This is a genomic window from Microbulbifer regidiadema (SeqCode), from assembly GCF_052466995.1.
Genome location: NZ_CP174297.1, coordinates 131,551 through 155,463, shown reverse-complemented (window position 1 = coordinate 155,463; position 23,913 = coordinate 131,551). Strand labels below are relative to the sequence as shown.

The 23,913-nt window shown below is 54.1% G+C and carries 22 protein-coding genes; 10 read left to right on the top strand and 12 right to left on the bottom strand.

Annotation, left to right across the window (positions count from 1 at the left end):
• Nucleotides 1-142: 142 nt before the first annotated feature.
• From ubiG to ACJJIK_RS00655, 3 genes are read left to right on the top strand one after another with little or no spacing between them, the layout of a single operon-like run.
• Nucleotides 143-844 (top strand): bifunctional 2-polyprenyl-6-hydroxyphenol methylase/3-demethylubiquinol 3-O-methyltransferase UbiG, encoded by a 702-nt coding sequence (ubiG, locus tag ACJJIK_RS00665; protein WP_444931679.1) that lies wholly within the window; start codon nt 143-145, stop codon nt 842-844.
• Between the two features lie 12 nt (nt 845-856).
• Nucleotides 857-1,516, top strand: a complete 660-nt coding sequence (locus ACJJIK_RS00660; protein WP_444943879.1) for an HAD family hydrolase — start codon at nt 857-859, stop codon at nt 1,514-1,516.
• 52 nt (nt 1,517-1,568) lie between these two features.
• Nucleotides 1,569-2,327: a YciK family oxidoreductase gene (locus tag ACJJIK_RS00655; protein ID WP_444931681.1), complete on the top strand. Its 759-nt coding sequence runs from the start codon at nt 1,569-1,571 to the stop codon at nt 2,325-2,327.
• Nucleotides 2,328-2,408: 81 nt separating this feature from the next.
• Here the strand turns inward: ACJJIK_RS00655 and ACJJIK_RS00650 are convergent, their stop codons facing one another.
• The gene (locus ACJJIK_RS00650; RefSeq protein ID WP_444931682.1) at nt 2,409-2,717 is read right to left on the bottom strand and encodes a hypothetical protein; all 309 of its coding nucleotides are present in this window, start codon (nt 2,715-2,717) and stop codon (nt 2,409-2,411) included.
• A 236-nt stretch (nt 2,718-2,953) separates the two neighbouring features.
• On the opposite strand from ACJJIK_RS00650, the gene ACJJIK_RS00645 reads away from it, so the two are divergent.
• The 3 genes from ACJJIK_RS00645 (at nt 2,954) to ACJJIK_RS00635 (ending at nt 5,402) form a co-directional block, all read left to right on the top strand.
• The gene (locus ACJJIK_RS00645; RefSeq protein ID WP_444931683.1) at nt 2,954-3,376 is read left to right on the top strand and encodes a hypothetical protein; all 423 of its coding nucleotides are present in this window, start codon (nt 2,954-2,956) and stop codon (nt 3,374-3,376) included.
• 192 nt (nt 3,377-3,568) lie between these two features.
• Nucleotides 3,569-4,717 (top strand): sigma-70 family RNA polymerase sigma factor, encoded by a 1,149-nt coding sequence (locus tag ACJJIK_RS00640; protein ID WP_444931684.1) that lies wholly within the window; start codon nt 3,569-3,571, stop codon nt 4,715-4,717.
• 100 nt (nt 4,718-4,817) lie between these two features.
• The gene (locus ACJJIK_RS00635; RefSeq protein ID WP_444931685.1) at nt 4,818-5,402 is read left to right on the top strand and encodes an acyloxyacyl hydrolase; all 585 of its coding nucleotides are present in this window, start codon (nt 4,818-4,820) and stop codon (nt 5,400-5,402) included.
• A gap of 42 nt (nt 5,403-5,444) precedes the next feature.
• Here ACJJIK_RS00635 and ACJJIK_RS00630 read toward each other — a convergent pair whose 3' ends face one another.
• Nucleotides 5,445-6,542, bottom strand: a complete 1,098-nt coding sequence (locus ACJJIK_RS00630) for a glycosyltransferase (RefSeq protein WP_444943878.1) — start codon at nt 6,540-6,542, stop codon at nt 5,445-5,447.
• A gap of 180 nt (nt 6,543-6,722) precedes the next feature.
• Here ACJJIK_RS00630 and ACJJIK_RS00625 point away from each other — a divergent pair, with 180 nt between their 5' ends.
• Nucleotides 6,723-7,613: a TraB/GumN family protein gene (locus ACJJIK_RS00625; protein ID WP_444943877.1), complete on the top strand. Its 891-nt coding sequence runs from the start codon at nt 6,723-6,725 to the stop codon at nt 7,611-7,613.
• A 143-nt stretch (nt 7,614-7,756) separates the two neighbouring features.
• A complete protein-coding gene (locus tag ACJJIK_RS00620) occupies nt 7,757-9,031 on the top strand; it encodes an OprO/OprP family phosphate-selective porin (protein WP_444943876.1) in 1,275 nt (424 codons plus the stop codon).
• A gap of 52 nt (nt 9,032-9,083) precedes the next feature.
• Here the strand turns inward: ACJJIK_RS00620 and ACJJIK_RS00615 are convergent, their stop codons facing one another.
• On the bottom strand, nt 9,084-12,641 hold the full coding sequence (locus ACJJIK_RS00615) for an indolepyruvate ferredoxin oxidoreductase family protein (RefSeq protein WP_444943875.1): 3,558 nt from the start codon (nt 12,639-12,641) through the stop codon (nt 9,084-9,086).
• Between the two features lie 277 nt (nt 12,642-12,918).
• Between ACJJIK_RS00615 and ACJJIK_RS00610 the strand changes: the two genes are divergently transcribed.
• Nucleotides 12,919-13,389: an Lrp/AsnC family transcriptional regulator gene (locus tag ACJJIK_RS00610; RefSeq protein WP_444931690.1), complete on the top strand. Its 471-nt coding sequence runs from the start codon at nt 12,919-12,921 to the stop codon at nt 13,387-13,389.
• A gap of 57 nt (nt 13,390-13,446) precedes the next feature.
• On the opposite strand, the gene ACJJIK_RS00605 is transcribed toward ACJJIK_RS00610, so the two are convergent.
• Nucleotides 13,447-13,968, bottom strand: a complete 522-nt coding sequence (locus ACJJIK_RS00605; RefSeq protein ID WP_444931691.1) for a shikimate kinase — start codon at nt 13,966-13,968, stop codon at nt 13,447-13,449.
• A gap of 19 nt (nt 13,969-13,987) precedes the next feature.
• Nucleotides 13,988-14,710, bottom strand: a complete 723-nt coding sequence (locus tag ACJJIK_RS00600) for an acyltransferase (RefSeq protein ID WP_444931692.1) — start codon at nt 14,708-14,710, stop codon at nt 13,988-13,990.
• A gap of 117 nt (nt 14,711-14,827) precedes the next feature.
• Between ACJJIK_RS00600 and ACJJIK_RS00595 the strand changes: the two genes are divergently transcribed.
• Nucleotides 14,828-15,445: a class I SAM-dependent methyltransferase gene (locus ACJJIK_RS00595; RefSeq protein WP_444931693.1), complete on the top strand. Its 618-nt coding sequence runs from the start codon at nt 14,828-14,830 to the stop codon at nt 15,443-15,445.
• Here the strand turns inward: ACJJIK_RS00595 and ACJJIK_RS00590 are convergent.
• The 7 genes from ACJJIK_RS00590 to ACJJIK_RS00560 all read right to left on the bottom strand — a co-directional run bounded on the left by ACJJIK_RS00590 (nt 15,374) and on the right by ACJJIK_RS00560 (nt 23,911).
• Nucleotides 15,374-16,486 carry a prenyltransferase/squalene oxidase repeat-containing protein gene (locus tag ACJJIK_RS00590; protein ID WP_444931694.1) on the bottom strand — a complete coding sequence of 371 codons (1,113 nt, stop codon included), beginning with the start codon at nt 16,484-16,486 and terminating at the stop codon, nt 15,374-15,376. The genes ACJJIK_RS00595 and ACJJIK_RS00590 overlap by 72 nt on opposite strands.
• Nucleotides 16,483-17,247, bottom strand: coding sequence for a class I SAM-dependent methyltransferase (locus ACJJIK_RS00585; protein ID WP_444931695.1), 765 nt, complete (start codon nt 17,245-17,247; stop codon nt 16,483-16,485). The genes ACJJIK_RS00590 and ACJJIK_RS00585 overlap by 4 nt, the downstream gene beginning before the upstream one ends.
• Nucleotides 17,247-18,623, bottom strand: coding sequence for a glycosyltransferase family 4 protein (locus tag ACJJIK_RS00580; protein WP_444931696.1), 1,377 nt, complete (start codon nt 18,621-18,623; stop codon nt 17,247-17,249). The genes ACJJIK_RS00585 and ACJJIK_RS00580 overlap by 1 nt, the downstream gene beginning before the upstream one ends.
• A 432-nt stretch (nt 18,624-19,055) precedes the next feature.
• Nucleotides 19,056-20,441, bottom strand: coding sequence for a glutamine synthetase family protein (locus tag ACJJIK_RS00575; RefSeq protein WP_444931697.1), 1,386 nt, complete (start codon nt 20,439-20,441; stop codon nt 19,056-19,058).
• Between the two features lie 122 nt (nt 20,442-20,563).
• Entirely contained in the window at nt 20,564-21,913 is a 1,350-nt protein-coding gene (locus tag ACJJIK_RS00570; protein WP_444931698.1) for an aspartate aminotransferase family protein, read from the bottom strand.
• A 226-nt stretch (nt 21,914-22,139) separates the two neighbouring features.
• Nucleotides 22,140-22,805, bottom strand: coding sequence for a GntR family transcriptional regulator (locus ACJJIK_RS00565; RefSeq protein WP_444931699.1), 666 nt, complete (start codon nt 22,803-22,805; stop codon nt 22,140-22,142).
• Between the two features lie 2 nt (nt 22,806-22,807).
• Complete coding sequence (locus ACJJIK_RS00560; protein WP_444931700.1) at nt 22,808-23,911, bottom strand: hypothetical protein; 1,104 nt, start codon at nt 23,909-23,911, stop codon at nt 22,808-22,810.
• Nucleotides 23,912-23,913: the final 2 nt, after the last annotated feature.

The window sequence follows — 23,913 nt, the reverse complement described above, 5'->3', positions numbered from 1 at the left end:
TCCGAACAACCCCGTAATATCTCTGCGGACCTTTGCGGCCGCAGAAACGTCACGGAACGATTCAGAAGCTCCATAAATCCTGATTCCGGCCCAATCACTGGAAAATGCCGGTTACCGAGCGACGGAGTTTGCAGAGAAGTTCATGAGCAATGTAGATCCCTCAGAAATCGCCAAATTTGAGCAACTTGCCAGCCGCTGGTGGGACAGGGAAGGCGAGTTCAAACCGCTACACGAAATCAATCCGCTGCGCGCCAATTACATCGACGGGCACGCTCCAGTTGCCGGCAAGAAGCTCCTTGATGTGGGCTGCGGTGGCGGCATTCTGGCCGAGGCCATGGCGCAAAGAGGGGCCGATGTAACCGGTATCGACCTGGGGGAGGCCCCCCTTAACGTCGCCAAACTGCACGCCCTCGAAAGTGGTGTCAGTGTCAATTATCGCAAAGTGGCGGTAGAGGAACTGGCAGAAGAAGCACCTGAAAGCTTCGATATTGTTACCTGCCTGGAGATGCTCGAACATGTACCAGACCCCTCGTCTGTTATTCGCGCCTGTGCAAAACTGGTAAAACCCGGCGGTAAACTCTTCTTTTCCACGATCAATCGCACCCCCAAAGGGTGGCTGTTTGCCGTAGTCGGGGCCGAATATGTCCTACGCTTACTGCCCAAGGGCACGCACGAATACAGTAAGTTTATCCGCCCCTCAGAAATGGGCGCCTGGCTGCGCGATGAGTCCCTGGAAGCTCACGATATTACCGGCATGACTTACAACCCAGTTAGCCGCAGCTACAAGTTGAACCCTCGGGATGTCGACGTCAATTATCTAATGTATGCCAGTAAACCCGAATAAGCGAACAGCCAAATGAAAGCCGTTTTATTTGACCTGGATGGTACCCTGCTTGATACAGCACCGGATTTTATTGTTGTATTAAATCAACTGCGCCAACAGGAACAACTGCCACCACTACCCGACGAGACAATCCGCGGCACGGTGTCCAATGGTTCCAGGGCGTTAATTACCCTGGGATTTAATATAGCGGAAGGTGATCCCGCATTCCCGGAATTGCTCCAGAGACTGCTGGATCTCTATCTCGCGCACCTTGCCGAGAAGACAACCACCTTCCCCGGCATCGAAAACCTGCTCGACAACCTGGTTGAAAACAATCTCCCCTGGGGAATTGTCACCAATAAGCCAGAGCTCTATACAACACCATTAATGGAGGCATTTACCCACCTGCCACCCGCCTCCGCGATTATCTGTCCAGACCATGTCAGCAAATCCAAGCCAGACCCCGAGCCCCTATTTTTAGCCTGTAGCCAAATTGGATGCACACCCGCTGAGGCAGTTTATATCGGCGATCACAAACGCGATATCATCGCCGGACAAAAAGCCGGTATGCCAACTATCGCCTGCGGATATGGTTATATCGACTCGACAGACAACCCCGCCGACTGGGGGGCGGACCACCTGGTAAATTCCGCCGACGAGATTTGGCCACTCCTACAACAACACTATTTTTGAAAATTGAAGTAACGCTGGGCATTAAGGCTCAGTGACAGTATCGGGATATTTCATGTCAGACTTTGTTGGCGATTACCAAGCGCCCTCCGACCTACTAAAAAGCAAAATTATTCTTGTCACCGGTGCCGGAGATGGCATAGGGAAAACCGCAGCAAAAACTTTTGCTGCGCACGGGGCAACAGTCATCCTGCTTGGCCGTACAACCCCCAAACTAGAAGCGGTCTATGATGAAATCGAGGCCGCCGGTGGCGCACAGCCTGCAATTTTCCCTATGGACCTCAGTACGGCAAAAATAGAGGAGTTTGAGGGGCTCGCAGAAGCTATTCGCACCGAGTTCGGCCGCCTGGATGGACTCCTGCACAATGCCGGCCTGCTCGGGCAGCGCACCCCCATCGGCAATTACAATTTCAATACCTGGCAACAGGTAATGCAGGTCAATGTCAATGCGGCATTCGGCCTGACCAAGGCAATGCTGCCTCTACTGGAAGAGTCAGACGCGGGATCTATTGTTTTTACAAGTTCCAGCGTGGGGATCAAAGGAAGGGCTTATTGGGGTGCCTATTCAGTATCAAAATTTGCCACTGAAGGCCTTATGCAGGTGCTCGCCGATGAGCTGGAAGGCGTATCCAATATCCGGGTGAACAGCCTAAACCCCGGAGCAACCCGGACAACGATGCGCGCAACCGCCTACCCTGCGGAAAACCCGCAAACGGTCACCTCGGCAGAAGACATTATGCCCACCTATCTCTACCTGATGGGCGATGACAGCAAGGGCCTGAGCGGAAAGCACTTTAGCGCCCAGCAAAAATAGACACACTAACTATGGACAAGAGCCCGAGTTTTACCTTCGGGCGCTTGTCCAGCCAACTTTCACTCGAACTATATCGGGCTGCTATTCGCCAAAGTCCTTTTCATCGCTGTTTTTGCCACCCGAGCCCTCTGCCAACGGCGGCATCTGCTCAGGGGCATCGGCAAATACATCACCGTCAAACTCCAACATATCAGAGTCGTCAAACAGCTCGGCGTCCTCAGCGTCTCCCGAGTACTGGTTATAGTCAACGGACTGATCGTCCCGTTCACTCAATACGGCCCCCGCTGCATGCGCCCTAGCCCGATCAGAGACAGCGAGATTCACTCCCTCGCAAAAAAAATAGCCAATCACCACAGTAAACAGCGCTACAGGTGCTAATAAACCCTTCATTCCCCACCCCTGGATAGTTTGATTTTATAATCCATTCTGCACTGATAGCTTTCAACCTTTGCAATTTTTCAGTGCAGTCCCCAATACCACAGCGCTCAGCCATCACACACTATTTCATAAATTCTTTCATGTTGATCTGCGGAAAGGTGTGAACCCCTTCCCAAATCTATTTGTTCAATAGCACCTTATCAGGCAGAATGAACGCATAATTAGCCAATAAATCTATACCCTGAATTATGAAAGTAGCACTTATTTTCACCTTACTGGCACTCTCTTCCCCACCGGTTTTTGCGGAGTCTATCAGCGACCAGATCAAAGCCTGCTCCGGGATTAAATCACAAGAAAACCGCCTCGACTGCTATGACCGGGTTGCCCACTCTTTAGAGGAGCGCGCTGTTAGAGAATTCGGCCATGAGCAGAAGCTTGCAAGTGAGGAGGCGCCTGAGAGAATCGACGCCAAGATCGCAGCAATCCAAATGGGCGCCCATGGCAAACGATTTATTACGCTTGATAACGGCCAGCTGTGGAAGCAAAATGATTCAAGCAACGTATTCTGGAAAGTTGGCGACCCTGTAGTTGTAGAAAGAGCACTGCTTGGCTCCTTCTTTATGAAGCCTATTGATGGCGGTCGCAAGCTCCGTGTAAAACGTATTAAGTAGGTTTATATCCCCGGCGGGAGCACCTTATCCCGCCCCACCCGACTTATTGCAGCAAACCAAAGCAACCCTCCAGTCATACCTGACCCAGGCGCCCTTCCCAATACTCTTCTATAGTGAGAGGGAAATAGGCGCCATCAACGCCTATAGCCTCACAGCGTATGGTACTCACACAGCCAACAGAAGGTTAAGCACTTGTCCCGAGAACACTTTTACTCAAGGGATGAAGAATGGCTGAAGGATACAAGCGACCCCCTCTCCGACTCTTCTCAGGGTATAGATACGCCCAACCCCAGCGTTGAGCGCAGCCCCAATGTCGAAGAGATCCCGGCAGCGGGCGATACGCTCTCCGAGAGCGGTAGCACCCCGATGCAAAGCTATCTCAAGCACCTTTATAGGCTTGAGCTATTAACCCCGGAGGATGAGCACAGTACCACCTGCCTATTGCGCGACCTGGAAGAAAAACTGATCTCCAGCCTTCAAAATAGCGGCACCCAGCTGGTCCAGCTGCGCAGCGAAGGGGTAGAACAGCGGGGAAGCACCGGTGCCTACGATCACGGGCTGATCATTGCCCATACAGAAGCACTCCTCTCCAGCGAGAACCTGGACAGGCGCAATCGCAGCAGACTGAATGGGCTCCTACAGCGCTTTCAAAAGCAGCGAAAAAAATTGATCCAGTGCAACCTGCGCCTGGTTATCGCTATCGCCAAACGTTTCCGCAACCCATCGGTCCCCTTTATCGACCTGATTCAAGAGGGCAATGTTGGGTTAATGAAGGCAATTGAGCGCTTTAAACCGCAAATGGGCTACCGCTTTTCAACTTATGCCTACTGGTGGATTCAGCAAGAGATTCAGCTGGCCCTAAGGCGCAACGAAGATCTGGTTCGACAGCCGGCCAATGTTCAGGATGACTTAAGAGCCATTTACAGAGCCATCGGCGAAGTTCGCGCCCTAGGACAACCCGCATCCGATGACAATCTGGCCCGCCAGACCGGGCTCGATATCGAGAGGATTCAAAGCCTGCTAAAACTGCCCGGACCAACTGGGTCACTGGATGACCCGGTAGCAGACGACCAGAGCAGTACCCGGCTGGACTACGCACCCGCAGATGAGCTTTACAATACAGACGAGCTGGTGACCAACCAGGAATTGGCTCAGCGCCTGCGAGAGGCGGTTTCCCGCCTGCCGGCACGACAGCGAACAGTCCTCAATTTGAGGTATGGGTTAATTTCCGACAAGGATTGCTCTTTTCGGGTTATTGGCGAGCAGCTGGGGCTTAGCCAGGAGCGTGCGCGGCAATTACACTCTGACGCACTGCGACAACTGAAACGCCAGTGGCGCTAGAAGAGAAAGAAACCGATGGCAAGCCCCTCTCTGGACGCTTGCCATTGAACCCTTGCCCACTAGTCTTTAAAACAGTTTCATCAGCAGATTCCGCAAAATTATGCGTAAATCAGTATTCCCAAGCGAAACTCACAGTGCTCGCAAACACTGTGCCTGTCTGCTTATCGGCGGCTTCCTGTTTGCGCCGCCGATCTGTGCAGAGTCAGAGTTTATTGCAAGTGGCGGCAAGGGGCTGGGAGATGAACTTATACAATACCTGTCTATCTCAGCCGCAGATATGGCAGGATTTAGCTATTCCCAACGACTATCCTCATTCAGCCTCGGCGATAATACCCTGCAATGGTGGGGTCAAGGCAGTTATTCCCATCTGCGAATCAAGCACCTCAAAGAAAAACAGCTGCAAAATATTATTGAAATTAAGCCCGTCTTGCGCTGGTATCCTCGCAGTGAGCCACAGGGCAGCTTTACCGAAGCGGGCATAGGCATGTCCTACTTAAGCGAAAGACATTTTGGCGAACTCGAATTGAGCACCAAGCTCAATTTTGCACTGCATTTGGCACTGGGATATCGCTTTAGCAGAGGCCACTCCGTCTCTTTGCGCTACAGCCATTTCTCCAATGCCGGCACCAATATGCCCAATGTGGGCTTTGACACCCTCTCCGTCAATGGACACTTGTATTTTTAGCCGGCTTTTTATCGTCCAAAAGCCTGCAGAGGCATTACAGAGTTAATTTAAAACCCTACGGAAAAAATCTATAGTTTTCTCCGCTGCGCTTGCATAGCCAAAGTCTTGCGGGTTCAAGCTGTTAGAGCGCCCCAGCAGACCTAAAGTCGACTCTATCAGCGCTTTCGTATCGCCTCGCTGCACCAATCCGTCGGGGAAATGATTTTGCAAAACCTCCCCCGCGCAACCATCGGCATAAGCAATTACCGGACGCCCCATCGCCAAAGCCTCCTTGGCATACTTGCCACTCTCATCCCTCTCCCCGGCAAGGTGAAAGACAAGTTGAGAGCTGGCATAGAGCTCGCGCATATCGCGGCGCTCACCGAGAAAGGTCACCTTGCCACCCAGGTTCAAGTCTTGCGCGAGCGCTTCCAATTTTTTCAGATAGCGCAAATCATTTCCTAGTGGGCTGCCGACGACTACTCCGTGAATGTCGTCCCTCTGCCCTACAATTTGTGCCAGCATTTGCAAAAATGCCTCGTGCCCCCCGCCGGCAGAAATCACCCCCGGCATCAACCACCAGTTTTTCCCCTCCAGCTGGGGGTAGCTATTCAGAAGCTTCAACTGCCACTGGCTGGCTACGGGCTTTTCACGGTCAAACTCGCGAGTGTTGATACCGCGATAAATAATCTCCATTGATTTTTCTACAGGCCTGGCGATGGACTTATTCAGGTGCTCAGCAACCCCATATGAAGTTGCAATAATTCCATCTCCCGCCGCCAAGCCTTTATTGAAGTAGCTATTAGAGAAATATTGATCCACCAAAGGCACCAATTTGGGGCGGTTTGTGGCGGGGGCACGCCTTAGCGCGCGCCAGGCGAGAAAGGCTGTCGGGCGGCCATAGGTATGGACGATATCCGGTTGCAACTGGGTAAGGACCCTGCGCAGGCGGGATACATGGCGCAGTGACCAAGCCGACTCCCGGATCGCCGGAAATTTAATATGCTCACTACCGTGTAGGCGAAACCGCGCCTCCATTGGTCCACCGGCAGAAATTACCAGGGATTCATGGCCCTTTTTGACCAATTCATTGGCAAACTCAAGCGCAAGCGTTGCCGCGACCCCTGGCTCTAAACTGGGTAAAAACTGTACAACCTTCAATTTGACTTCCGTGACCGCAGACCAAAAGGGCTATTTTGACTCCGCCAAGGAGAATTTCCCAGCTAGTCATCACTAATTTACACGGGAATGGCTCTATTTGCCAAAACTGCCCCCCTACCTCTGGTGCCAGAAAAGGTTAATGGTAGTATTTAGCGAAGCAAACCACTCAGGGACTTGATCATGCTCCATCGACAAATAAGTTTTGTACTCGCCCTCATACTATTTTTGCTCACTGTAGGGGCTTCAGCCGCTGAGAGCGATAAAGGCATCTTTTGGAAAGCGAGTAAAGATGGCAAGACGGTTTATTTACTCGGCTCCATACATCTGGCAACTGAGGATTTCTACCCTCTTAGAGAAAAAATTGAGCAGGCATACAGCAGAAGTGATGCCATTGCCGTAGAGGCCGATATCCTCGCTGCTGAAGGTGACCCACTGTTGCAGCAGCGCATCATGATGGAATCCGTGTATCAGGGCGAGCGCACCCTGAAAGACGAGCTGCCCCCCGAGCTGTACGATCAACTGAAATCATGGATGCAAAAGCGCAATATGCCCGAGGCGATGTTTATTCGACAGCGCCCCGCCATTGCCATGATCTCTATGAGCATGCTTGAGATGCAAGCCCACGGCCTCAACCCTGAGCTCGGTATTGACCGGCATTTCCTGTTAAAGGCCAAAAAAGATGGCAAGTCTATTCTGGAGCTAGAGGGTGTACTCCAGCAGTTTCAGATGTTAAATGGCCTGGAGAACCCAGCCCTGCTACTCCAGCAGACCCTGGAGCAAATTGAAGATATTTCATCTTTTTTACCCCAAATTACCAGCGCTTGGAAAAAGGGGGATAGCGATACCTTAAACCGCCTGATTATCCTCGACAGCCTAACAGAGAATCCCGAATATAAATCGCTGTACGACACCCTGTTCTTTGACCGAAACAAGAAAATGGCTGAAAAAATTGTCCTCAAAGGACCGAACCACAAATCCCTATTTGTGATTGTCGGCGCCGGCCACCTAGTCGGTGAGCGCAGTGTGCTTGAATTCTTGGGCGACAGTGGCTACCAATTAGAGCGCCTCTAATACAGCGCCCCTCCAGTGATTTTCGGCGCAGATTTTCTGCGCCGCTTTATTTACGCCCCTCCCGACTCCGCCTGTTCTATTGCTAAACTCGAATAACACTTTTCCCTCGATCAATGATCACTCTCAACAAGAAGAGGTGCCCTATGAAGGGTTGGGGAGCATGCTGTGTCATAGCCACCCTTTTATTTAGCCTGGCGGTCATTGCCGATGAGGCCGAGACAACTGGCGGACTAAAAATTATCTCCGATGATGGCAATTTCTCCGCACAGCTCGGCGGAAGGATACACTTCGATACCTATATTTTTGATAAAGACCTGGAAGACCCAGTCAATACCACAGACTTTCGCCGCGCCAGACTTTTTGTAAAGGGCAAAGTATGGCAGTGGGATTACAAGCTAGAGCGGGATTTTGCCAGTGATGGAACCGGTGGACTTCGCGATGTTTACCTCGCGACTGAACTCTACAATGGAAAACTCACCATCGGTAACTTCAAGCCCGGCCGCTCAATTAATGAGCTCACCAGTTCCAACGACTTAGTACTGATGGAGCGGGCGGCCACCTCTGCCTCAGGTATTTTTAGTGGCCGAGGGCGGCAACAGGGAATCGGCTGGAATACCTATTGGTGCTGCCACACCTTCAGCCTGAACCTGTTTAATTTGCGCAATCCGGGCGAACCCAGAAATTCAGGGTTTGGTAGCGCTGCCCGGTTAACCTGGGCCCCCATCAGCAGCGCGATATCGACACTCCACCTGGGGATATCCCAAAGTTATGAAAAAGCAAATCAAGACACCCCGGATATCCTCGCGGAAGTTGCCTATGCCGGTCGCCGGGGGCCTGAGCAACTCATAGCTATCACCCCCGGCGGAGCGGATAACTTCTTTGGGGCGTTTGGCGATGACGAATTCTTTCTAGGGGATGCCGGAAGACATGCCAATATCACCGGCCTCGAATTGGCAGCGACATATGGTTCTCTATTTATGCAGGCGGAATATGCCTACGGACAGTTTGGCGGCAAGCTATACCTCTCTGAATTGACATTTGAGGAGTTTTTCGGTCAACCAGCAAACTTTTTTTGCGACCCCATCAGTGGGTGCTTTATTGGCGATCAGGATGTCCACGCCTGGTATATTTTGGGAAGCTGGGCAATTAGCGGACAGAGTAAACCCTACGACGCCAAAAAGGGGGTATTTAAATCGATAAAGCCATCGCCCCCAGAGGGTGCCTGGGAACTGGCGGCAAGATACAACAGCATAGATAATCGGGACTTGCGCCACCTGCGAGCCAGCAACTTCACTTTGGGATTTAATTATTATTTCAACCCCAAAGTGCGGCTCATGATGAATATCACCCTGGGCGACGACGATTTTACTGGAGATAAAACTAACCAATTCGCCGTGCGCTTACAGGGTGTCTGGTAGGAAATAACGAGCGGCTCTAAAAACTCTCCGAGCCGCTCAGGTAAAGCGGTAATTAACCTACCTGCTGCGCCTTGGCCGGGTCAAACACTTCAACTTCCGCCGATCGGTTCACATCCCGGATTGGATTTTCAAAAAGCTTCCAGGCGATATCCCGCTGCTGTTTTGCCTTTTCAATATTGGCCTCTTTGACCGGGCCATAGCCCCGGATGCTGTCCGGATATTGAAGTAGCTCGACTGCGGCGGCATGATTCTGCGAATTCAATTGATCCAGAACTTTCTTAACCAATTCTTCATATTCGCCAATCAGCGCCCGCTCCATTTTTCGCTCAGCGGTATAGCCAAAGATATCAAACGCCGATCCACGCAAGAATTTTAGCTTCGCCAGCACAGTAAATGCCTTATACATCCAACCGCCAAACTTCATTTTGCGGGGACGCCCCAGGCCTTTATCGAAGCGCGCCAATAGTGGGGGAGCCAAATTAAACTCCAGGGTAAAGTCGCCACTAAAGTTTTCTTTGAGTGATTCGCTAAAGCGACTATCGGTATACAGGCGGGCGACCTCGTACTCGTCTTTATAGGCGAGCAGTTTTGCATAATTGTGCGCAACGACCTCAGCCAGCTGTACATTGCCGGGCACTTTTAAAATCTCAGCAGATTTCACTGTATCTACCAGACTGCGGTAGCGCTCGGCGAGATCTGCATTTTGATAGCCGGTGAGATGCGCCACCCGATGAGCCACTATCGCCTCAAGCGTTTGTGGCACCTCTAGCGCAGCTTTTTCAGGCCTTAACAGTTTATCTAACGCTTGGCGATTCTCTGCCGCCAGGCGCCCTGCGGCAAATCCCTGTAGGTTGCCCTCCACAGCCACACCATTTAAGCGGATCGCTTCCAGTAGAGAGGCCTCAGTTAGCGGGATCAGCCCTTTCTGCCAGGCGTAACCGAGCATAAAGATATTGGCGGCGAGCGTATCCCCCAGGGCCGACTTGGTCAGGCGATGTGCCTCTACAGAACTCAGCTCACTAACCGCACTGCTCACCGTATCCAGCACCGCCTGCGGCGAGTGGACATCTTCACGCCCAAGCACCGTTGCCGCCGTTGGGCTCAAATGGGTATTTACCACCGCACGGCTGTGCGATTCATCCAGCTTGGCCAGACAAGCCGCCACATTGCCCGCAGCAATCAGGTCGCAGGCCATTAGGGCATCGGCGCGGCCATCGGAAATACGCACCGCCTGCAAAGCCTGGGGCTCGGCGGCAAAGCGGATATGGGAGTAAACCGCCCCGCCCTTTTGTGCCAGGCCGGTCTGATCAAGGGTGCTGCACGCCTTGTCTTCGATATGCGCCGCCATCGCCAACAAGGCGCCAATAGTCACCACACCGGTGCCGCCAACGCCGGTCACCAGGAAGTTGTAGGGCTGCTGTAAGTCCGGCAGCTGTGGCAAGGGCAACTTGGCCGCTTCAGTACGCAACACATCGCCAACCCCGGCGCCCTTGGCTATCTTGCCGCCTTTCACCGTGACAAAGGACGGGCAGAAGCCGTTAACACAGGACATATCCTGGTTGCAGCCAGTTTGGTTTATCCGGCGTTTATCTCCCAGCGCCGTTTCCACTTTCTCCACTGCGATACAGCTCGACTGCTGGACACAATCCCCACAGCCCTCACACACCAGCTCATTGATAAAGGGGCGCCCCTCGGCTTTGGGTAGCAGCCCGCGCTTGCGCTTGCGGCGCAGTTCAGTGGCACACGTCTGGTCGTAAATAATAACGGTACAACCTTCAACCTCACGCAGCTCATTCATTACCACGGGCAGGTAATCCCGGTGATGAATTTCAACTTCACTGGGGAAAGACAGCGCACCTTTGTATTTATCCGGGTTATCCATCACCAGGACAACCTTCTCTACCCCTTCCGCCAAAACCTGACGACAAATCATATCCGGTGCCAGCTCCCCGTCGTGGGGCTGGCCGCCGGTCATGGCGACTGCATCGTTAAACAGGATCTTGTAAGTGATATTGACCTTGGCAGCCACGGAAGCGCGAATCGCCAAAATGCCGGAGTGGAAGTAGGTGCCATCACCCAGGTTTACAAAGACATGTTTTTCACTAGTAAACGGCGCCTGCCCCACCCAGTTAACGCCCTCGGCACCCATTTGCGTGAAGGTATAAGTCTCCCGGTCGAGCCACTGGGCCATATAGTGACAGCCAATACCTGCCAGAGCCCGACTCCCCTCCGGCACCTTGGTGGAACGGTTGTGGGGACAGCCGGCGCAGAACATGGGCAGGCGCGATACGCTGGAGCCCGCCTGCCGGGAAATGCGCTCAGCCAGGGCGTTGAGGCGCATCAGGCGGTGCTTACCGCCTTCGTCCAACTTGTCCTCACCCAGAACAAAGCCCAGCACCTGGGCAATAATCGCCGGCGACAGTTCGCCATAAGCTGGCATCAACGGCTGATCGCTATCGTCCACCTTGCCGAGAATACGCGGGAAATTCGGGTCCTTAACGTGAACGTTGTACAGCTCCTCTTTCAGCTGCACCTCCATCAGGCTGCGCTTTTCTTCAAGCACCAGCAGCGTATCCAGCCCTCGGGCAAACTCCTGAATACCCGGCACATCCAGGGGGTAGGTCATGCCCACTTTGAGGATGCGGATACCGAGCTGTTTGGCCTTCTGCTCATCGATACCCATATCTTCGAAGGCCTGCATCAGGTCCAGATGGGCCTTACCGGTAGTGACGATACCGAGGCTCGCCTCGGGGTTCTCCAACACCACCTTGTTAAGCTTATTGGCGCGGGCAAAAGCCAGTGCAGCGGGGCGCTTGTAGCGCCACAGGCGCTCTTCCTGTTCGAGGGGGTTATCCTGCTTGCGAATATTCAGGCCGCCCTCGGGGCGCTCGATATCCGGGTAGTTAAATTTGACCCGCTCAGGGTCCACTTCCACGGTCGCAGAGCTGTCCATATTTTCTGCCAGGGTGATCATGGCCACCCAGCAACCGCTAAAGCGCGACAGCTCCAAGCCGTAGTGACCATAGTCCAGCACCTCCTGCACGGTGGCGGGGTTCAGTACTGGAATATGCATATCCACAAAGGCAAATTCAGATTGTCCGGGATAGGACGATGACTTACAGCCGTGGTCATCGCCGGCAATAATCAGCGCACCGCCTTTGGGAGAGGAACCCGCCGCATTGGCATGGCGAAAGGCATCGCAAGAGCGGTCGACGCCCGGCGTCTTGCCATACCAAATGCCGCAGACGCCATCCACTTCCGCGCCCTGGAACAAGCCCACCTGCTGAGAACCCCAAACTGCCGTAGCGGCCAACTCTTCATTGACGCCAGGCTGGAAACGGATGTTGTACTCTTCCAGCAGTTTTTTCGCCCGGGATAACTGCAGGTCGTACCCGCCCAGGGGCGACCCCCGGTAACCGGAGATAAAAGTCGCAGTATTGAGACTGCGATCCCGGTCCATTCGCATCTGATCTATGGGTAAGCGCACAAGGGCCTGGATGCCTGAGAGGAGCACACGCCCCCTGAGCATGGTGTAGCGATCGTCCAGTGAAACTTGTTTTTTTACCTGGGAGTCCGCCGTACTTTGAGGACTGGTTACTTTTTCAGTCATACACCTACTTCCGGTTAATTATTCTTCTCGAAACCCGGTCCGAGTTATTAGTCATTATTCTTCCGAATAGTCCGTTTTCTGTGGCTAGGTGCGCCTGTTGTTATATTTGCCGCAAAGTCCCAGAGCGGCTGAAGGCGCACGGCACCTATCCCGAAACGGTTTAGTCAGGTCATACTAGTTCGTTAAGGGCAATGGAGCATTGCTTTATTCACGCAAATATGCGTAAATTTGTGATGAAAGTTTCGAATGAAATAATTTTTATAGGATAGGAGTCTTTATGAAGCGTTCGACAGACCTGGATGATTTTGACCGCAAGATTCTGCGAGCGCTGCAGGAGAACGCAGATTACTCCATGGCAGAGCTGGGTGATAAAGTCGGTCTTTCCCACACGCCCTGCTGGCGCAGAATCAAGCGATTGGAAGCCGAGGGCATTATCCGTGGCCGCGTTACCCTGCTAGATCCACGCAAGTTGGACCTGGGTGTTACCGTCTACTGCTACGTTATCATTCACAACCACGATGAGGAATCCCTGAACAATTTTGAATCAGCCGTTCAGGATGTCCAAGAGGTGGTGGAGTGCTATTCAACCAGTGGGGACAAAGACTATGTCCTGCGCGTGGTCGTAGATAGCGTGGAGCACTATGAGCAGTTACTGAAGCGCTCTCTGGTGCACCTGCCAAACGTGGCATCGGTCAACTCCACCTTTGCCCTCAAGCAGGTGAAATACACCACTCAGCTGCCACTTTAAGGCAACAGCGAGAAAAGTAAAGCCCCTCGTCTCAAGGCCTGGGGCCCGCTGCAAAAATCATCGCGACTCGGCAAACTCTCCCAGCGCCTCAAGCACCTGCTCAAGCACCTGCTGCAGGGAGCGACCATCACAATTCACCGTAATTTCTGCATATCGCCGATAAAGGGCTTGGCGCTCTTCAAACAGCTCTACAAAAGACTGCCCCGGGGCCTTGGCGATACCGCGGCTTTCATAGTTGTGGATACGCCGGCGCAGCTCTTCTGCCGAACACTGGAGAAACACCACCACCCCCTGAGTGCGCAGGTTTTCCATGCCCTCTTCGCTATAGACTGCGCTGCCTCCGGTGGCGATAACATCACTGGGGAGGCTAGCCTCGGCTAAAACCTCCCCCTCAATGGCGCGAAGGTTTAAATAGTCACTGTCGGCCATAATTTGCTGCAAAGTCTTGCCCTCCCTGGATTGAATCAGAACATCAGTATCCGTAAATCCCAGCGCAAGCTCCTTGGCCAACAACACCCCCAGCGTACTTTTTCCGGCGCCGGGCATTCCAATCAGGACAATGCTTTTTCTTTTTTTCATTTAATTAATACTTACACATTTAATCGCCACGGCGGGGAAAAAATACTGCGCGCAGCCACCCCAATAAACTGTTGTCTGCCAACATCATCTTATCCAGTTCATCCAGATTGTGCGCCTGGCGAAAGGCATCGGCAAATAATGCCTCGCGGGTAATCATACGCCGCTTGGGATTTATTGATTTAATGGGTTTTGCCGGATTGCCGGCGACAACCGTATTTGCAGGGACATCCTTAGTGACGATACTACCGGCCCCCACCACAGAGTTATCACCGATAGTGACACCTTTACAAATGGTTGCGCCATCACCAATCCACACATTGTTACCCAGGCGTACCGGTGACGTACAGCGGAACGGGCGCGTGCGATTGTAGAGTCCGTGCCAATCGGAGTCTGAAATATAGACATTGGCCGCGATCATGCAGGCATCACCAATTTCTATAGATTGCGCCGCAGAAATACGCACGCCCGGAGAGATCAGCACAAAATCACCAATAGTAATAAACGCTTCGCCCCCTTTGTGCCCAAAGGTGGTAAAGCGGATACATTTTTCACTATTGGAGATTAGGTGGGGGTAATTCCCCAGTCGAACATTTCCACCAAAAACATGAACAGAACCCGGGTCCATCACTTCCGGCTCAACACCAACCGCATCAAATTGCGGCAGAAGAAAATACTCCATTCGCCATTTGCGCCAGCGCAACTGCACTCGCTTGAGCCAATAGGGTCTGTGATCCTTACGCATACTTCAATTTCTACTTATTTTCCTGAGCCCCAAAGAGCCGCTGAATAAAAAACCCAATTGCTTTTGTAATAGTGGCAGTTTAGTGTTTCGACCACGAAAAACAGCAAGCGGTTACCCATGTCTCTAAAACTACCTGTCGATATTCAAACGATTAAAGGATTTCTCGCCGCCCATGAGGGGGAAGCTCTCTACCACTTGGCCGCGAAGGCCAGCTCCCTGGGCGCCTGCCTTGAGGTGGGCAGCTACTGCGGCAAATCGACTATCTACCTGGCCAGCGCCTGTAAACTATCCGATAACATCCTGTTTGCCGTAGACCACCATCGCGGTTCCGAGGAGCACCAGCCCGGAGAGGAGTATCACGACCCCGAGCTGTTTGATGGTCAGGCCAATTTAATGGACAGTTTCCGCACTTTCCGCGCCAATATTCGCGCTGCCGAATTGGACGACTGGGTAGTTCCCGTGGTCGCCCCCTCCGCAACGGCCGCACGCCGTTGGAATACCCCTCTGGGCCTGGTCTTTATTGATGGCGGCCACTCACTGGAGGCGGCCATGACCGACTATCGCAGCTGGTCCCGGCATATCGTGCCCGGCGGCTACCTGGCTATCCACGATATTTTCCCGGACCCTGCCGATGGCGGCCAGGCGCCCTATGATATTTACAAGCTAGCCCTGGCTTCCGCTCAATTCGAGCTGGTCGAAATTGTCGATACCCTGGGCATCCTGCGCCGCATTTGAGGGCAGACACACCGAGGTAAACAGCGCGCTCGCTGGCGTTAATCCGGCGAGCGCATCGGCGGCCAAAAGCATGGCGCCAACGGTCCAGGTAGTTTTTTCCTCCGGCCAGATAGCCTCATCCCGATAGACGTAACCGGTCCAATAGCCTCCGTCTTTGTCCTGCCAGCGGTGCAAGCCGCGATACAAAATCTCTGCTCGCGAGCGCTGTCCAGCGGCAACCAGGGACATGGTGAGTTCGCACGACTCAGCCACGGTTACCCAGGGCTCATCACTGACACAGCGACAGCCCAAACCGGCCACGACAAACTCATCCCAGCGCTGCTGAAGGCGCAGCTGCGCCGCCTCGCCAGAAAAAGCGCCGGTTAATACCGGGTAAAACCAGTCCATCGAAAAGCGCGCCTTGCTCTCCCAGGTACGGTCAAAACGCTCCGGCTTATTGCGCAGTGCATCGCCCAGCGCATCCCGTGCAAACGACCACTGAGGGCGGGCAATACCCAGCTGATGGGCAATGTTAATGGCGCATTCCAGGCTTTTATAAATAGAAGAGCAACCGGTGATCAGGGCGTCTTCCAGCGGTTTACCCTCGGCATCCACCGCCCAGTGAATTTCGCCAAACTCCGTTTGCAGGCGCAGTACAAACTCGATCGCGCCCTCCACCATCGGCCAATAGCGCTGCAAAAACAGCGCATCCTTACTGATCAGGAAATACTGCCAGACCCCTGTCGCCACATAGGCGACAAAATTGGTTTCGCGGCGCTCCCGATTGTCGATATCGCCGTCTTTATAAGCCGCCCACCAACTGCCGTCCTCCAATTGTATTTCAGCCAACCAGCCATAGGCTCTTTCCGCAGCGCTGAACTCCCCGGCAATGGCGAGCCCCATAGCGGCCTCGACATGATCCCAGGGGTCGGCATAGCCGCCTTTAAACCAGGGAATTGAGCCATCGGCAAGCTGCTGGGAGAGGATATAGGCAGCACTATTCTGAATAAATCCTTCCGGAAACAGGCCTGAAACTTTTGCCGACACAGAAACCTCACTCATGCTTCAGCGCCCTCAGACAGGGGGAGGGGCGCATCTTCTACTCGCTGTGCCGAACTGGCAGGCTTGACAAAATAAAGCGCAATACTTTTTCCCAAAAACGGGTTCAGCAATTTTTCGAGAATCCGGGTAAATGCCGGTTTCTTCATCAGATCCCACACCAGCAAGCGGTGATAGGCGGATACCAAGCGGGCGTTGGGCTTATTCCAAAACAGGCACTTCAACCACCAATAGGGGGCGTGCAGTGCATGGGCTTTATGCCGGGCAAAATAGCGATGACCCAGCTTTTCAATATCCTCGCGCAACCCGCGCTCGCGAAATATTCGAATGTGCCCCCCCTCAACCTGATGGTATTCATCACTGAGTTTCCAGCACACCCACTCGGGGAAAAAGGCCGGTACCGTCGCGGCAAAAATACCGGAGGGTTTTAACACTCGATTGATCTCCGCCAATACGGATTTATAGTCGGGGATATGCTCGAGTACCTCCGAGCAAATCACCACATCAAAACTCCCATCGGCAAATGGCAGCTGCAAACCATTGGCAACACCGAACTGCAAACGGCCCTTTGAATGCTCGGGAGCGCGGAAAGGTTCCGCTCGCTCACTGGCGGTGCGCACATCGTCAAAACACAGGTCGATGCCGTAAACATCGACCTCATCGGTAATCATCAAGTGAATGGAGTGACGCCCTTCACCGCAGCCTAAATCGAGGACTTTTTGTCCCGGGCGAAGACTCAAGTGCTGTGGATCTACGGTAATCATTAAGCGGCCTCCGCACTGCGTATATTCGGCGTATCCACGGCGTGATCACCAGACTGTTGCACCAGGGAGTGCCCGAGAATTTCCCGGTAATATTTCACCAGGCTGTCTGCGGCAATCTTCCAGGAAAATTTATTTTCAATACGCTGTCGGCCTTTCTCGCTGAGTTCTTGGCGCAGCGCCTCGCTGGACAACACTTGGCGCAGGGCGCTGGCCAAAGCCTCGTGATTGCCTGCAGGCACCACAATTCCGGCATCCCCAACGACTTCGGGTAAAGCCCCCCCATCACTGGATACAACAGGGGCACCACACGCCATTGCCTCGCCGGCGGGCAAGCCAAAACCTTCGTAGAGCGATGGGCAAGCGACCACTGTCGCCTTGCGGTAATGATCCACCAGCTCATCGTTAGAAATGCCGGAGACAAACTGCACCCTATCTTGAAGGTCCAGGTCGTGAAGCAGGCGCTCGGTGGCACCACCCTCGCGCAATTTGCCTACCACCAGTAGCTCTATGTCCGCATACTCCCCGCGCAGCTCCGCCAGCGCCTGTAGTAAGAAACGTAAACCTTTCAGTGGCTGGTCCGCCGAGGCGGTAGTCATAATACGCAGCGGCAGGCGCTTATTCTCCGCCCCCGGGCTGAATAACTCGGTATCAATACCGTTGTAAATAAGGTGAATCTGTTCGGGAGCCACACCAAATTGCTCGATAATATCCCGCTCAGATTGCTTGGAAACCGTCACTATATGGCGGAGTTTGCGCGATACTTTTATCTGCATATTCAGGAAGTTATGCCAGCGGCGCACCAGCAGGCGAAAACGCCAGTCAGGAGCCGCATCTAACGCCAATTGGCGGTCGCGGGTAATGGGGTGGTGAATGGTTGCGACAACAGGCAAGCCATTTTTCTCGATATCCAACAGGCCGTAGCACAGTGACTGGTTGTCGTGAACAATGTCGTATTGCTTGCCGTGCTTGCGCAGGTATTTATTGACCCGGCGACCAAAGGTATAGGGTTCGGCAAACCCTCCGGTAAGCTTGCTCCACCATTCAAAAAAATCCGCCCATGACAACAGGTGGCGGGGTTTCAAGGCCCGTGCGGGGCGCTCGACTTCATAGAGATTCAACCCCGGCATTTTGATAAGCTTGACGCGCTCATCGAGCTCCGGGTAGGGCTGCCCAGAAATAACATCCACGGAGTGACCGGCATCAACCAGTGCTTTACTCAGGTAGCGCAGGTAAATGCCCTGGCCGCCACTATGTGGATGGCTGCGATACCCCAAAAGGCAAATTTTAAGCGGCCGCTTTTCGCCAGCCGTTGGACCGTCTGCACAATTTCCCAAGGCGGTCATAGTTTCCCCATCTGCAATATTCTTATACCCCATTACATTAACCACTTGCGCACAGGCATTCTGCAAATGCCGACACGCAAGAATCGACCGTCTGGGGTGTCTCACTGGTAAAGCGGAAGAATACACTGGCGGAGAAATGACTGCTAGGCAGAAGCGGTCCACACTCTTGGTATCCTGACTCAAGGGTGTGCTCGCAAGCCAAAATGGCGACAGGGCCACCAACTCAGGCCATATCGCCCGACACCCTCAAGGTAGACAAAGGCTAAAACAGGTATTAACGAGCGGGTAATAAAAAATGCCCGCCAAATGGCGGGCTAGATTTCTCGAACACACTTTCAGGAGGAGAGTTTCAAGCGCGTTATGCACTTAAATTTAGGTATAGCAGAGGAATTGCCTACCCTGACTCTCCTGTCGTGAAAGCCGTTTATTAAAGCGGTTATCGGCGCTCAGGCACACCCTCAAAATTTATACCCGGTGCAGATAGCTCTGGTATTCAACATCGGTAACGCGGGCGGCGATCTCGGCCTGCTCCTGTCGCTTCAACAGGGAAAACAATTCCACAAAACGCGGATCGAGATACTCGCGCCACAGAGGGCTCTGTTCGAATCGCTCCAGTGCACCGCTCCAGGTATTGATCAGCTTCTCACTCTCCACCTGATAGGCATCGCCCTCGACAGGTGCCGGCGCCTCCAGCTGCTTCTCAATACCGTGACACACACCGGTGAGAATCGCAGCCAGCACCAGGTAGGGGTTTACATCCGCCCCGGCAATGCGGTGCTCGATACGCCGCGCTGCGGGATCACTGGCGGGCACCCGCAAAGTAGTGGTGCGATTATCGTAACCCCAACAGAGATTCAGCGGTGCGTGGGAACTCTCCTGGAAGCGGCGGTAAGAATTGCTGTGGGGTGCAAAGAACGCCATCGCATCGTTGGCCGTCGCCAGCATTCCAGCGGCGGCATAGCGCAGCAAATCGGAGCCGCTGTCAGAGCCATCGTCAAAGACATTCTTACCACTGGCGTCGATCAAACTCATATGCACATGCATGCCGTTGCCCGCCTGATTGCCAAAAGGCTTGGCCATGGTGCTCACGCGGAAACCGTGGCTGCGCGCTACACCTTTTAGCAGGCGCTTAAATAGCAGTGTTTGATCGGCGACTTTAACCGGATCGGCGCTGTGCAGCAGGTTGATTTCAAACTGCCCCGGCGCGCACTCTGACAATACCGAGTCGGCGGGGATCCCCTGGGCTTCGCAGGCTGCGCGCACATCGGCAAAGAAGTGTCGCTGCGCGTTGAGCTCGGATAGGTCGTAAACGTCGGTAGACGGCACCAGCTCCGCATCGTTATCGCTAACCGGGCGCGGGCGCGCCAGGTGATCCACCTCATCGCGAAGCAGGTAGAATTCCAGCTCGGTCGCGCACACGGCGGTATAGCCCAGCTTGCCGAGGCGCTCTACCACGCGTTGCAACTGGCTGCGGGGATCGGCGTAGAGAGAGGAGCCGTCCGCTTCGTGCAACTGCATATGCAGCTGAGCGGTGGCCTCGCGGTGCCAGGGCGCCAGGGTCATTGGGGATACCGGCAGACAGACACCATCGCTGTCCCCGCTGGCAAAGACCAGTGGGCTGTCTTCAATATCCCGCCCCCAGATATCGAGACTAACCGCACTGCGCGGCATTTGCAGGCTGCCCTTAAGCAGTTTCTCGGCCGCTTCCGCCGGCAACCATTTCCCTCGCGGCACGCCATTGATATCGAACATAAAGCCTTCAATCCACTTTAGGTCCGGGTGCTCTGCCAGGAATTTTTGTGACTGCTCCAACAGGTCCGGCTGGGCAGTGAATTCTTTTTCTTGAGACATAAGGTGCCTGGGGGTGATCCAATCTAACCGCGCAGAGGCGGTCCAGCCCCCCCCCTCCCACTTATTACCGTGGAAAGAAGAGCTCGCTGGCCGCCTCTGCAACAGGGTGTCTTGCCGCTATGTTACGCCAGTGCTTTCGCAGTGTCGTCCAGGGCGCGATGTGCTTTTTCTACCAGCTCGTCGATCTGCTCTGTGGTCATAATCAGCGGCGGCGCGATAACCATGGCATCGCCAACCGCGCGCATAACCAAGCCGTGCTTGATACTCAGGTCACGGCATACCGCACCTGCGGTGCAATCGTCGTCGAAGCGAGCGCGGCTGGCCTTATCTTTTACCAGCTCCAAGGCGCCGACCATACCCAGACTGCGGGTTTCGCCAACAATCGGGTGCTCCGCCAGTTCAGCCCAGCGCTTGGACAAGTAGGGGCCGGTTATATCGCGAACATTCTCAATAATCTTCTCACTGCGCAGAATATTGATAGTTGCCAGACCAGCCATACAGGCAGCCGGGTGCGCGGAATAGGTATAGCCGTGAGTAAACTCACCGCCCTTGGTTTTAATCACCTCAGCGACGCGGTCACTCACCATAGTGCCGCCGAGCGGGAAGTAGCCATTGGTTACCGCCTTGGCAAAGGTCATCAGATCGGGCTTCATGCCGTAATAGTCGGCGCCGAACCACTCACCGGTACGACCGAATCCAAAGATCACTTCGTCCATCACCAACAGGATGTCATACTGGTCCAGCACTTTCTTGACTTCCGGCCAGTAAGTTTCTGGCGGAATAATTACCCCACCGGCGCCTTGAATTGGCTCGGCAATAAAGGCCGCGACATTATCCGGACCCAGCTCCTGGATTTTCTCATCCAGACTGCGAGCCGCCTGAATACCGAATTCCTCTGGAGACATATCGCCACCCTCGGCGAACCAGTAGGGCTGCTGTGCGTACTCAATATAATCGAGCGGCTGGAACTGCTTGTGCATACCGCTCATCCCACCCAGACTGGCGCCGGCAATGGTAGAGCCGTGATAGCCGTTCTTGCGGGAAATCACGATGCGCTTCTCGGGCTTCTCCTGGATATCCCAGAAACGGCGAATCAGGCGCAAATTTGTATCGTTGGCCTCGGAACCGGAGCCGGTAAAGAACACGTTGTTCATATGTGCCGGAGTCACTTCCGCCAGGGCGTCGGCAAGTTCAATTGAGGGCACCGTAGTGCACTGGAAAAAGCTGTTGTAGAAAGGCAGGGTATTCAGCTGCTCGTAGATCGCATCGCTGATCTCTTTGCGGCTGTAGCCGAGATTGCAGCACCAGAGGCCCGACATTCCGTCGAGCAGTTTGTTGCCATCAATATCGGTGATGTAAGCGCCCTCGGCGCTGGTAATGACACGGGTCCCCTGCTGCCCCAAATCGTGGAAGTCGGTAAAGGGGTGTAACAGGTGCTCGCGGTCGTGTTGCTGCAGCTCAGTCTTGTTCATATTTATCTCCTGGCTTTCACAGGCCTTGCTCAGCGCCCACCCATCGGGCTCCAAAGGCCAAATCGTTACCACTAATTTGTGATCACATTCTAGTGGGGCCATCGACAGAAGCGCAAGGGCTATCTGCCCCTACCGAAAACATAAGGTCGAATTGCACCCGCGCGAGGAAAAAAAGTGGAAACTAAATGGTCAAGAGGACTTGAAGTGCTGATGGGACCAGGAGCTGCTATAGCAGCTCCTCTGCGGAGATAGAGCCGAGCCCCTCCTCAATGTCCTGCTGAATGGCTTTGCGCACCTTCAGCACATCCCTACTGGCAATAGCTTCAAGCAGGTCCTGGTGCCGATCTGGCAGCTCCTGCACACCGAAGCGCTGAAAAACCAGATGCTGGAGGGGCGCGGTCTGCAACCACAGACTCTCAATCAGGGACAAAATGATATGGGGCTGCCCCAGGCGGTAAAGGGTAAAGTGAAACTCCAGGTTGGTGGTTACATAGCGCTCGATATCTTTCTGCGCCAGCGCTTCAGTAACGCGCTCATCCAACGTCCGCAGCCGCGCCAAGTCGGCATCGCCAACCAGAGGCAGGGCCTGCTCTGCGGCCTGGCACTCCAGGGCAACCCGAGCGGTGCAGATCTCTGCCAACTTTTCCGGGGTCATTGTCGGCACCTTGACCCGCCGGGTATCCGACAGCTCCAGGGCCCGCTCCGAAGTCAAGCGGCGCAGCGCTTCGCGTACCGGCATGGGGCTGCAATTGAGCTCTGCGGCCAGCCCCCGGATCGTAATCGCCCTGCCCGGCAAAAATTTGCCCCGCAGAATCGCATCGCGCACCTGAAAATAAACCCGCTCTTGGGTTGTACGGTACTCCTCCTGAGGACTGTTGAATTCTTGCACCATACCTATGCGGCCCTGACCTGCTGCAATCGGTGGGGGATATCCTCGGCGCCCACCTCAATTAAATAGTCCGCCGCCCGGCCACTTTGCCAAATTTCATAAAAGTCATCCGCTACCCGGCGGCTCAAATCAACCACCCGCCCCCAGTACTTCAAACGATCTTCACGGTCGAGTTTGTAGAAATCATTGCGGTCGGGGATTTTGCCATAGGGCAAGGTGGCAACGAATTTGGGCGAAGGGGCCACAACCAGAGTGGATTGCATCGCATCACCGCGAACCCGCCGCCAGGAAAGCCCTTTGTCAAACCAACCGGGCACCATATAGGGGAAAAAGTGCGGATAGAGCTCCAATCCCTGGGGGTGGCGGAAGCGCAGATCAAAGTGATAGTCGGTGATGCCGCCATCGCGATAGTTGCCCTCAGGGGCCCCCTCGGGCGTCTGTACCCCGGTCATCACCAGGGGAATACAACCACTGGCCAGCACGGCGGCACAGGTATTCTGCTCGCTGAGCGGTATGTTTTCAGTGCTCAAGTTTTCGAAGTGGATGCCCGCCGACTTTTGCGAATGAAAAACCACCCGCTCCCAAAAAGCGCTCAAGCTGTTGCGGGAAACCGCATTGGCCAATGCCGAGGCCAGTAACGCCGGGGCCAGAAGCGCCTTGTTTTCGCTGCCCAGAGGCCCCCTGCCCCGCACCGCTACAAAATGACTGTGCCAGATGGGGTTTTCCACCACCTCGCGAGCGCCATCGGCAGCCAACACCGCCTGCAACATCTTGCGACCGCCGGCGGTAATTTCCCCAGGTGAGGGCTTTTCGGAATAGACTTGATTGATATAGTAATGCTCCAATCGCTCAAGTGCCGACAGCGGCTCCGCCATGGCGTAACACATGTTGCGAAAACTGCCGATAGACGATCCCAAAGTGGTGATTGGCTCACTCCGCTCCTTGAAAAACTCCCCCATCAACACCCGATCCAACTGGCTGATCACCAGCCACTTGGGGCCACCGGAAGCGCCGACCAGTGTGGAAAACTGCCCCTGGGACAAGCCCTCCCCACGTATGCGCCGTGCAGCCGTCTCTCCGGCCAACAGAATACAACTGGTATTTTTCACTC

Coding starts and splice junctions, on each gene's coding strand:
- ACJJIK_RS00635 (WP_444931685.1), top strand. CDS start 4,818: ATGCGTAAATCAGTATTCCCAAGCGAAACTCACAGTGCTCGCAAACAC.
- ACJJIK_RS00615 (WP_444943875.1), bottom strand. CDS start 12,641: ATGACTGAAAAAGTAACCAGTCCTCAAAGTACGGCGGACTCCCAGGTA.
- ACJJIK_RS00655 (WP_444931681.1), top strand. CDS start 1,569: ATGTCAGACTTTGTTGGCGATTACCAAGCGCCCTCCGACCTACTAAAA.
- ubiG (WP_444931679.1), top strand. CDS start 143: ATGAGCAATGTAGATCCCTCAGAAATCGCCAAATTTGAGCAACTTGCC.
- ACJJIK_RS00595 (WP_444931693.1), top strand. CDS start 14,828: ATGTCTCTAAAACTACCTGTCGATATTCAAACGATTAAAGGATTTCTC.
- ACJJIK_RS00590 (WP_444931694.1), bottom strand. CDS start 16,486: ATGAGTGAGGTTTCTGTGTCGGCAAAAGTTTCAGGCCTGTTTCCGGAA.
- ACJJIK_RS00585 (WP_444931695.1), bottom strand. CDS start 17,247: ATGATTACCGTAGATCCACAGCACTTGAGTCTTCGCCCGGGACAAAAA.
- ACJJIK_RS00565 (WP_444931699.1), bottom strand. CDS start 22,805: ATGGTGCAAGAATTCAACAGTCCTCAGGAGGAGTACCGTACAACCCAA.
- ACJJIK_RS00645 (WP_444931683.1), top strand. CDS start 2,954: ATGAAAGTAGCACTTATTTTCACCTTACTGGCACTCTCTTCCCCACCG.
- ACJJIK_RS00660 (WP_444943879.1), top strand. CDS start 857: ATGAAAGCCGTTTTATTTGACCTGGATGGTACCCTGCTTGATACAGCA.
- ACJJIK_RS00600 (WP_444931692.1), bottom strand. CDS start 14,710: ATGCGTAAGGATCACAGACCCTATTGGCTCAAGCGAGTGCAGTTGCGC.
- ACJJIK_RS00650 (WP_444931682.1), bottom strand. CDS start 2,717: ATGAAGGGTTTATTAGCACCTGTAGCGCTGTTTACTGTGGTGATTGGC.
- ACJJIK_RS00580 (WP_444931696.1), bottom strand. CDS start 18,623: ATGGGGTATAAGAATATTGCAGATGGGGAAACTATGACCGCCTTGGGA.
- ACJJIK_RS00575 (WP_444931697.1), bottom strand. CDS start 20,441: ATGTCTCAAGAAAAAGAATTCACTGCCCAGCCGGACCTGTTGGAGCAG.
- ACJJIK_RS00625 (WP_444943877.1), top strand. CDS start 6,723: ATGCTCCATCGACAAATAAGTTTTGTACTCGCCCTCATACTATTTTTG.
- ACJJIK_RS00570 (WP_444931698.1), bottom strand. CDS start 21,913: ATGAACAAGACTGAGCTGCAGCAACACGACCGCGAGCACCTGTTACAC.
- ACJJIK_RS00610 (WP_444931690.1), top strand. CDS start 12,919: ATGAAGCGTTCGACAGACCTGGATGATTTTGACCGCAAGATTCTGCGA.
- ACJJIK_RS00620 (WP_444943876.1), top strand. CDS start 7,757: ATGAAGGGTTGGGGAGCATGCTGTGTCATAGCCACCCTTTTATTTAGC.
- ACJJIK_RS00605 (WP_444931691.1), bottom strand. CDS start 13,968: ATGAAAAAAAGAAAAAGCATTGTCCTGATTGGAATGCCCGGCGCCGGA.